This is a genomic window from Peptoniphilus sp. HMSC062D09 (assembly GCF_001811425.1).
In the GTDB taxonomy this organism is placed as follows: Bacteria; Bacillota; Clostridia; order Tissierellales; family Peptoniphilaceae; genus Peptoniphilus_A.
This window is the reverse complement of record NZ_KV804738.1, coordinates 55,167-64,968: the sequence shown is the minus strand read 5'-3', so window position 1 is coordinate 64,968 and position 9,802 is coordinate 55,167. Positions and strand designations below refer to the sequence as shown.

The 9,802-nt window shown below is 31.0% G+C and carries 10 protein-coding genes; 1 reads left to right on the top strand and 9 read right to left on the bottom strand.

What is annotated here, in order from left to right:
• Positions 1-140: 140 nt before the first annotated feature.
• Positions 141-1,019, bottom strand: coding sequence for a hypothetical protein (locus HMPREF2801_RS07540; protein ID WP_070611549.1), 879 nt, complete (start codon positions 1,017-1,019; stop codon positions 141-143).
• 110 nt (positions 1,020-1,129) lie between these two features.
• Positions 1,130-1,612: an acyl-CoA thioesterase gene (locus HMPREF2801_RS07535; RefSeq protein WP_070611547.1), complete on the bottom strand. Its 483-nt coding sequence runs from the start codon at positions 1,610-1,612 to the stop codon at positions 1,130-1,132.
• A 473-nt stretch (positions 1,613-2,085) separates the two neighbouring features.
• On the opposite strand from HMPREF2801_RS07535, the gene HMPREF2801_RS07530 reads away from it, so the two are divergent.
• Positions 2,086-2,862, top strand: a complete 777-nt coding sequence (locus tag HMPREF2801_RS07530; RefSeq protein WP_070611545.1) for a CAP domain-containing protein — start codon at positions 2,086-2,088, stop codon at positions 2,860-2,862.
• 83 nt (positions 2,863-2,945) lie between these two features.
• Here the strand turns inward: HMPREF2801_RS07530 and HMPREF2801_RS07525 are convergent, their stop codons facing one another.
• From HMPREF2801_RS07525 to HMPREF2801_RS07495, 7 genes are all read right to left on the bottom strand, one after another.
• Positions 2,946-3,581: a PH domain-containing protein gene (locus HMPREF2801_RS07525; protein ID WP_070611543.1), complete on the bottom strand. Its 636-nt coding sequence runs from the start codon at positions 3,579-3,581 to the stop codon at positions 2,946-2,948.
• Positions 3,582-3,829: 248 nt separating this feature from the next.
• Positions 3,830-4,231 (bottom strand): HIRAN domain-containing protein, encoded by a 402-nt coding sequence (locus tag HMPREF2801_RS07520; RefSeq protein WP_070611541.1) that lies wholly within the window; start codon positions 4,229-4,231, stop codon positions 3,830-3,832.
• The gene (locus HMPREF2801_RS07515) at positions 4,228-5,034 is read right to left on the bottom strand and encodes a molecular chaperone DnaJ (RefSeq protein ID WP_070611539.1); all 807 of its coding nucleotides are present in this window, start codon (positions 5,032-5,034) and stop codon (positions 4,228-4,230) included. Before HMPREF2801_RS07515 ends, HMPREF2801_RS07520 begins: the two co-directional genes overlap by 4 nt.
• 33 nt (positions 5,035-5,067) lie before the next feature.
• Positions 5,068-5,289: a hypothetical protein gene (locus tag HMPREF2801_RS07510; RefSeq protein WP_070611537.1), complete on the bottom strand. Its 222-nt coding sequence runs from the start codon at positions 5,287-5,289 to the stop codon at positions 5,068-5,070.
• Positions 5,290-5,540: 251 nt separating this feature from the next.
• Positions 5,541-5,741: a hypothetical protein gene (locus HMPREF2801_RS07505; protein WP_070611535.1), complete on the bottom strand. Its 201-nt coding sequence runs from the start codon at positions 5,739-5,741 to the stop codon at positions 5,541-5,543.
• A 158-nt stretch (positions 5,742-5,899) separates the two neighbouring features.
• Positions 5,900-7,147 carry a DNA (cytosine-5-)-methyltransferase gene (gene dcm, locus HMPREF2801_RS07500; protein ID WP_070611532.1) on the bottom strand — a complete coding sequence of 416 codons (1,248 nt, stop codon included), beginning with the start codon at positions 7,145-7,147 and terminating at the stop codon, positions 5,900-5,902.
• A complete protein-coding gene (locus HMPREF2801_RS07495; protein WP_070611530.1) occupies positions 7,140-9,800 on the bottom strand; it encodes an SNF2-related protein in 2,661 nt (886 codons plus the stop codon). Before HMPREF2801_RS07495 ends, dcm begins: the two co-directional genes overlap by 8 nt.
• Positions 9,801-9,802: the final 2 nt, after the last annotated feature.

The following is a 9,802-nucleotide window of genomic DNA, read 5'->3' as shown; positions in this document are numbered from 1 at the left end:
AAAAAAAAAATTGTAAGAGATGTAAAGGCAAGGCTCAAAAATCTATACTTTTGTGGATCCTTTCCATGAGTCCAAGCTATTATATTTTTAATCGCAAAAAATATTGCAATAATACCAAGAATAAATTCCATATTTTCTCCTCATTTTTCAAAAGTTCTGCCGCCGTCTCTTGAAATATAGCTAGTCTCATTTTTATTTATGTCTCTAAACTTTAAATAAATAATTCCATTTTCATCAACTCTTACACTGACTTCTGGACTTGTTTCTTCTAATTCTGAAATAAATTTCATGTCATCGCCTTTTATTTTTACGAAGAACCAGCGACTCCTTGCCCCTGCATGGTCTACTTCAAGAAGTCCATAGTCTGAATTTTCTATTTTTATGGCGTCTTCTGCTGTAAAATTTTTTAAAAATTCATTTTTATCTTCTGCTAGATTTTTTTCTTCAGGTTTTTCTTCTACTTGATGATTTTCCTTTACATGGTGATTATCTTCTTCTTTTTCTTCTTTTGTAAAATTTTCCCTTCCATAAATTAAAAATTTTAAAATTTCTCTCTGGTCCTCATCTTTAACTTTACTCAAATCAGAAAAAATCTCGCCAAGCCTTTCTTTATCTAACTTATCCATGGTGATGAAATTTTTTCTGTAGACTTCATAAAGAGGATCCATCCAGCCCACATTTAAAATATAATATTTTTCGCCATCATAAATTAAACTTCGATTCTCTTCTTTGCCCGAAAAGACAGAGGCTAAAAATATATAAAAGGCAAAAATTCCTCCTATAATTAGAATTAGGATGAAGATAAATATTTTACTGTACTTATTAATTTTTAATTTTGTAAACTTGTAGATAGAAAAAATTTGAAGACCAATAAAAAGTAAAAAACCAAATCCTAGGAGGAGATTATTCGCTATTGGAACAAATTCAATTTTATTAACTAAGACTAAAATTCCAAAGCTTATAGCAAAGGAGGCAAGATAAAGAAAAATATATGCAATTTTTTTATTTTTTAAACTCATAAAAACTCCTACTAAAATTTCAATTTATTTTCTCTTCATTTTATCATTTTTGCCGGGAAAATTATAAAAATTAATAGAAAAAAAGAGACCTCTAAAGTCTCTTTAAAAAATTACATATTGTCCTTTACACCAACGGCAACCATCTTTGCCTTTGCACGAACTTCCCCATCAGCTTCCATTACCATGTTTACGATAACTTTTCTTTCGCCAATTTCTTCAGCAGTGGCAGTAATTGTAATTTCAGTATCCATTGGAGTTGGCTTTTTAAAATCAACTTCAAGTCTTGCAGTGATGAAGCGACCGATTACTGTGTCTTCAGTTAGGTCATGACCTAGGTCGTGGTGTTTAAACCAGGCAGCAGATGCAGTTCCATGGCAGTCGAAAAGCATGGCAATCATTCCACCAAAAAGATTCTTAGGAACGCCACCAGTGTAAACTGAATCAGGAGTAAGCTTTGCTATGCACTCACTTCCATCTTCTGATGGATAAGATTTTAAATGCATACCCTCGTGATTTTTAGGACCGCAACCCCAACAATATTGAAATCTTTCGCCATAAGTTTCTTGAATGGCGATTTTTTTATTTTCTGACATAATATCCCCCTTTTCATTTCTAAAAACATTTTATCACATTTATAATTTCTTTTCTCTTTTCAATTATATTATATCTGTTTAATCTACAAAAAAACAATATTAATTAAAATGAAACTTTCTCTACAACGCAATTTGGGAGATGTAAAAAGTCTATGGAAATCGTGTATTTATTTATTTTTTAAATGTATTATTTTGGTGGTACATTATTTCCATCCGAGTTAATTGTATGCCTAAGTCTATAATGTATCTAAATAGTACAAAAATATTTTTTATTTTATTCTTGATAATTATGTATTTTACTGTTATTTTTAATTCAACAGAAGGAATTGTTTTATAAATAAAAACAATTTGAAAAAATTTATTTATTTTTGTTTAAATAGTCTCTTCTATGGTATGTATATAATATAATCGATTCTACCACTTAGATGGACTATTAGTTTTAAAATAAAATTTATAATATTTGGAGGGGGATTATGAAAAGGTTCAATTTAACAAATACAAAATTTAGTTTTAGAAAATTTATTGCAGCATCCTTAGTTTTATTGAGTTTTTTAACAGTTTCTTTTGCTGTAGGACAAATTCAACCTTCTGCCTCCCAAAAAAACTCTTCAATAATTATAGATGGCAGGACAGAAAAACTTCCAGCAGAAATAAATATGCCATACTTCTGTGAAGAGGATGATGACACAATGGCTCCAATTGAAAATTTATCTAAAGCCTTGGGCTACAATTTGAATTGGAAAAATTTTGATTTAGATGTTAATTTGACTTACGCAAAAAATGCAGCAAATAATGCAGGCAACAAAAAGGCAAATAAGGCAAAGGGTGCAAAACAGGAGCCTGAAATAAATGTTAATTCAGTTGGAGATTCAAAAGTATTTATGAAAAAGTTAAACGACTATAGGGCTTCAAAGTCAATAGGCGTTGTTAAAGAAGATGAAAAGCTAAACAAACTTGCACTTCTTAGAGCTCAAGAAGAAGTTGAAAAGTTTATAAATACTGGCGATGGCGACCACAATAGCCCTGGTGGATACAACAATTCTCTCGGGGAAAACCTAGCTCTTTCCTATTATAGTGTAGGAATTGTAAAAGGTGATGTTAACGAGGATTCACTAACAAGATGGATAAAATCTCCTGGACACAATGCCAACCTTCTCAATAAAGATTGCAAAAAGGGCGGTTACGCTTGTGCAAGAAAAATCGTGGACAATAAAGTTTATGAATCTTCCATTTACTTATTTGGTTATTAATTAAAAATTACACAGAGTACTATTCTTATTTAACCTAAAAAAGTCGCTGAATAATGAATTTTTCATTCAGCGACTTTTCTTTTTTACATGTTTTTATATTTTGTATTGTAGCCAGTGTTTTCTTCAGGTCTATATGCATTGGGATAGGCTTGGTCTGTTGTAACATCGAGAGATACTTTTTTAAGAAGTTTGTAAACGTTGTAGGGGTCTTCAATGGAAATAAATTTATTGTTATCAGCCTTAAAGCTGTAAGATGAATTTCCCTCTTCGCCCTTATAAGCTAGGATAATTGTGCCAAGTCCCTTGATGTTTTCCATAAAATTTACATTTACTTTCAAATTTGTAAGCTCTCTGTGCTCATAATTATTTACATCTCTTCCAAAAATGCCCTGGCTGATGTAAACTCTCCTGTCTGTAATTGCATACTCCATAGTTCCATAATTAAAAATCCTGTAAATTGGCATTAAAATTGCAAACCAGACAGGGAAAAGATGAACTATAAAGAAAATTATAAAAAAACCATTCATAAAGCTAAATTCTCTGAAAAATCCATTCATAAAGCTAAATTCTCTAAAAAAATTAGAAATAAAAAAGAAGTCAAAGATCCCCCAAATTAATGCAATCAAATAAATGCTTGGCTTGCCTATAATATATAGAAAGGCATTGGGCTTTCCTCTCCACAATATATTTTCATTGTCGTCAATAATTTTATCAATCATAATATCCTCCAATATCCTTTAACAAGATAAAGTGTTCTTTTAAGCTATTTTATCACAAAAGTAATTTCTAAAAAATATTACTTTTATAAAATTTCTGCCATAGCCTGTAAATTTTCCTTTACATAAAAAAATCAGCGTCCATTAGAGCTGACTATATTTTATTTTTTATTAATACCATAATTCTTTAAGTCAATAAATAATTATAATTTTTATTTATCTAAATCTTTTTTATACTTCAAATATTTCCCCTAGCTCTCATGAAGGTAGATTTTAATTTTTATCTTGAGCCACTTGCCTCGCATTTCCTTTTCTACAACTTTGGCAAAGAGGACCTTGCCAGCATCCATTAGTCGTGAAAAGATGACATTATCTTTATGAGGGACATAGCCGATTTTTTCTTTCCCCAAAGTTTCTATGCGAATGGCTTGGGGGTCGTGTTCATTTTCTGGCTCGCGATAAAAAACTAAGCGATCGCCATCTTTGAGGCTTTCACCAATATTTTCAATACCTTCAATGTGTGTCGTGCCAGCAACATAGGTGTCAAAAAGATAAATATCTCTCTCAAAGGGTTTGGGCAAGTCAAGACCACTTCCAGTCTTCATGAGATATTCAATTAAATCGCCATTATCTATTTTTACTAAGTCGCTCATGATTCATCCCTCATCAGTTCATTAATGCACTCTTCTTGCGTGTCTATTGCATCTTCAAAACTCTTTAAATCTCTCTCTAAGTCCCTTAACTTCTCTGCCTTTTTCTTCTCGTCTTCTACATAAATGCTTAAGCTATAGGGCGGCGTTGACTTAATTAGGTCAATGTCTCTTTGAACTTGATCCACCAAATCCTCTAGCCTTTTTACTTCATCTTCTAGGGACTTGCCGGTAAGGTCTCCCTTATCTTTGTCATCGCCACTACAAACTATGTCGTAAATAATTTGAAGACTTGCAAGGTCGCCATCCTTGTAGGCTTCAGTTGCATTGTAAAATAATTCCTTTTCTGTATCTGTAATCAAAGGATTGATGTCTGGATGTAACCTCTTGACAATATTTTTGTAAAGTTTTTTAAGGAGCCTAGCATCTTCCTCAGATAGCAATTCACCCTTTGAACGCTCTAGAACATGGTTGATCTCATCAACTTTTTCATCTAACTTCTTTTTGTAGTCGGCAAATTCTTCATCAAGCTTCTTGTCAATAACTTCCATCCTAATTTTTTCTTGACGGTTCTTTTTCGCCTGAATCATATCTCTTTTTCTCTTCAAGCGAAGATACTTGCAATAGGCCTTGTAAAGCTTGTACTCCAAGCTGCCAAAAGTAAGCATATATGCAGTCTTAATATTTTCACAAATAACAAACTTAAGATTATCCCTTTCAAAAACAAGGTCCTCCAAAGTTTTTTTAAGCTCTTGGATCCTCTCCCTCGACTTTTTGTCATCTGGAAACTCAATAATTTGTCCCATGCCCTGCCTCCTTCTTACTATATTTTAATCCTTTTAATTTAGAAAATTAAAGGGGAAAACTAAAAATTCTCTTCCTGTAAAATAGGACTCATCCTCTTCCATCCTGTGGTACTTAGTGTAGGAATATAAAATAGCCTTATAAGAAACAGTGCCACCATCCTTGTAGCGATAAGTTATGGGACAGAGCAAAACTAAAAGAAGTAGCAAAATAAATAGCTTTTTCCTCTTCTTTTTATACCTCTTTCTTTTTCTCATAAATTATCCCCCTTAAAATTTTACAAATGTACTTTAAGTCTATATTTAATATTTCCTCTAAATAGATAATATCATTTTTTTACAATCTTTTTCTAAGTAACTTAATACTTTTTTCTAATTATTGCAATTTTATTTGTCCTTTTATCTTAAAAATACAAGATTCAAAAAAACGACTAAGATATTTTCTTAATCGTCTTTCCCTTTGACCTTATCTAAATTTTTTAATTTAAAAATTTATTGTAATTAATAATTTATTTTTTACTTTTAAGAAATTTTACAAGACAAGCAAGCATTCCTATTACATATATAAGATAAAAAATGTGTAGGACAGCAACTGGAATCCTAATACTTGCCTCTGGGTGCTTAAAAGCGTAGCTTAAAAAAATAATCATAAGAACAAACATTATTATAAAGTAGATTAAATATTTTCTCCTGCCTTGTCCATTTAACATTTTATATCTCCATTTTTAAATGGAATCCACCTAACCCCCTCCTAGATAAGGAAGTTCTTTGCTTTATCCCTTAGTTTTTTCATTATTCCTAATTAATTATCACAAGATAATTAATTAGATAGTTATTTTATATTTTCCAGTAATACAATTGATAATTTTCAGGAACAATCTTTATTTATAATTTTTAATATTTCATTTCCTATTTCTTTAACTAAATCTACTACTAGTGCATTCCCCATTGTAAAATACCTATTTGAATTATTAACGCCTTCTAATTTAGTCCAATCATCTGGAAATGTGTTGATCCTTTCAGTTTCTATTGGCGAAAGAACTCTTAATCGATTATTTCCGGAATCTTTAATCACATGAGTCATCCTTGACACTGTGGATTCAGATGTCACTATAGTTCTAGCTGGTTTATCAAGTGAGTCCGGAAATTGCATACTGCCCATTCCATACTTATATTTATGTCCTGTACGTGAGGTCTTTATTTCTTGAAATCCCTTCTTCTGCTTTATAAATTTTTCAATCTTTTCTGAACTTAGATAAAGACTTTCATCGCTATTATTTGATATTAATAAGTCTCCAATTGCCGTCTCTTCTCTAAATTCAGGAGTGTAGTCAGCCATAAAAACTTTTCCATTAACCATAATTCCAGTCTTTCTAAAACCTTTTTTTACTGAAAAGTTATTTGAGAATTCTTCTATTGGTTCAATTGAATTTAAATCGACTTTTTCAATGCTAGCTAATAATTCATTTGTCATAGTATTTGAAAATGGAGGCATTATTTTTATAAAGTCCCCAATTTTATCATCATCTTCTTTTGATATTTTAATTACATTATCAAAAAATCTAGTTTCTTTTCTAAATGCAAATATAAACGTCCTTCTTCTCCTTTGAGGGTATCCATAATCTGCTGCATTTATCATTTTCCAAGAAACTCCATAACCTAAGTCAGATAAAGTTCTCAGTATAATTCCAAAGTCGCGACCAGCTTGTTTATTTACCCCAGGAGATGTCAATAATCTATCAACATTTTCAAGTAGTAAATAGTTCGGTTCCTTTGTTGATAAAACTTTATGAATTTCCCACCAAAGCACTCCTTTTTGTCCTTCAATACCCTTGGCTCCAGATGTTGCAACTGAATAATCCTGGCAGGGAAATCCTGCAACTAACAAATCCATATCTGGAATCTCATCTTTATTTACTTCTTTTATATCTTCATTGCTTATTGGTGTATTAGGAAAATTCTTTTTATAAATATTATAAGCAAACTGATTTTTCCTAGATGGCTCATATTGGTTAGCCCAAACTACTTCATATTGGTCACTTGCCCTTGATAAGCCGAGGTGAAATCCTCCTACACCAGCAAATAAATCAACAACTTTAATTTTTGATTTACTCATGATTTCTATTCATTCTTTGCCTTTCTTCATCAATAATTTTTATTGCATCTAGTATTTCATTTTCACTATATTCTATTGATAGAGTTTTATCGTCAATAGCTTCATACATTAATCTTTCCTTGTATTTTAAGCGATCGTATATTTTTTCATCAATATATCCAGGGCGATAACTATCTAAATATTCTGATGCTGTTTGTAAATAATAATATCTTGTATATTGGTTTTCTTTAAGTCCTAAACGGTGAATTCTATCTCTAGATTGCAACATAAAAGTTAAATTGAAATTATATTCAAAATAAACTGCATCGTGAACTGTTTGATGTAATGAAATCGACTCCCCTAAAGTTTGTGGATTAGAAACTAAAACCTGTACATCTCCATCTCTAAATTCATCAATTAACATCGTTCTCTCAAGCTTATTGGTACCACCATACACTAGGTTAACTTTGATTCCTTTTTCTTTTATGGTGTTCGTTATCTTATAAAGCGTATCAACGAAGATACCCCATACTAAAACCTTTTTGCCTTCTTTAACAAGTTTTTCAACTAATTCAATTCCTTTGTCAAATTTAGGCGATCTCATATTTTCCAAATCTAGGTCTGAGTATAAATTTTCTGAATTCTTTTTCCCATTTTTATACAATAAAGAATTAAATTCCTTTTCTGTTATTGTGTGTATATCTCCGTCATCGTCATAAGACATTAACTCATTATAATTAATTTTTCTATTTACAAGAGCCGGATTAGTTGAGGCTTGAATAAGTCTTATCAATTTTGCTAGACTAGACTCCTCATTTGAATAAATAAGTTCAGCTAAAGCTAGTTGTTCAGGGCTTGCCCCTACTATTTCTATATAATCTTCTTCAGCCACTGGAACGTTTAAATCTTTTTTGTTTGTCCTCCAAAAAAACGGATATAACTTAGAGTTTATATCTTTAATTTGCCTTATTTTTGGATCATATAAATAACCAAGGTCCCATCCAAAATATGAATTGTACTCGTTACCATACAAAATGTGTAGAAAATTATAGATATCTTGATAGGTGTTAGGAATTGGAGTACCTGTTAATACATATTTAAATTTAGGTTTTTTTGATAACTCTAAAGCTTTTCCTGCTCTAGTTCCCTCTGGATTTTTTACTCTGTGAACCTCATCAAATACAAGCATTGTATTAGTATCTATATTTTCATTTAGCTTCGACAAATATTTTGGTAATGACTCGTAATTAACTAAAACCAAATTGCTCACGCCCCAATTAACTGATAAATCATATCCAAAATCTGACGAAGTTTGTGAATCGATTGATCTAAGAACCTTTTTATCACCAAAAACAGCTTTAAATTCTCTTTTCCAGCTATCAAAAGCATTCAATGGAGATACTACTAGCAATCTATCTATCTTTTCATTAAATGGTGCATTTTCTCTATTTAAATACGCAAATACTCCAAGTAACATTGCAGTTTTACCAGCTCCAGGGACAGAAAAGTTTGCAGCTCGGGCCATTTCGTACATAAAGTATGCAGATCTTAAGTGAATTTCATAAAGCGGCCTGCTGACCTCAGACTGAACTACTTTTGAAAATTCTTTATAAAAATCTTTCTTGTCAGTAGGAAAATCTACTAATTCACCTTTAAATACATCTCCTAAGATTTTATATTTTTCTATCGAATATTTATATTGTTGAAGATACTCTGAGACTGCTTTACTAACTATAACTTCTATATTTTTTCTTTCAGCTCTTTCTTCGGTAACTTTAATAATTCTTTCTATGTCTCTATAAGTTGTTGATTTTTTTATAGTAGAATAGTCTTCTTCAAAGAATCTTGATAAGTCACTACCTGGTTTTAATTTTCTGTCATTAAGCGATAATTTGATATCGGTGGAATCAATTCGAATTACAGTATCATTTAAATACTTAAATAATATTGCATTATCATACTGAGCTAATTTGCTATCCTGGTCATCAATCTTAATTATCTCTTTTATATTAGACTGTGATTGATATTTGGCTATTTCTTCATAGGCTATATCAGAAACTTCTACAACCTTAACTCCGTCCTCTTTGTCATTCCATAATCTTTCAAATCTCTCTTGATTAGAATTGATTCTATATTGAACATTCTCACTTGAGTCCCAAGAAGTATCAACACTTATACTCTCATAATTTATTTGCATGCCATTTTCCGTTTCATTGGCAGACCCATTAAAAAATACTTTTTCACTTCCTGACGTAATTATTCCAAATTTATCGTGGAAAAGTCCTTTGTTAGTTAGGGCTATTTTTATTCTAGCCCTTCCCATTGCAATCATAAAGGCTAAATTACCAAGTTGTTGTTGGGTTTTAGAGGTCAGTCGTTCATTTCTTTGTGCAAGATTAAGTGGTTTAATTTCTTCTAGCAAATCATAACCAGCCTTAATTCTGTCATAGTCTTCCTTGCTTATTTCCTTTGAAATAATAAATTCTAAGCTGCCGCCATTTTTTGCTAGTTCTTCTAAACTTTCTGAATATAAATCTAATCCTGATGTACTAAAATATCCAGAAACTCGTTGATATAAATCAGCCTCTCTTAATAAGGGTCTATAAAACTCTTCTACTAAATTAGAAGAATACTCAGGTTTTATTTTATTTTTTATATCACTTGAAAATGCCATAA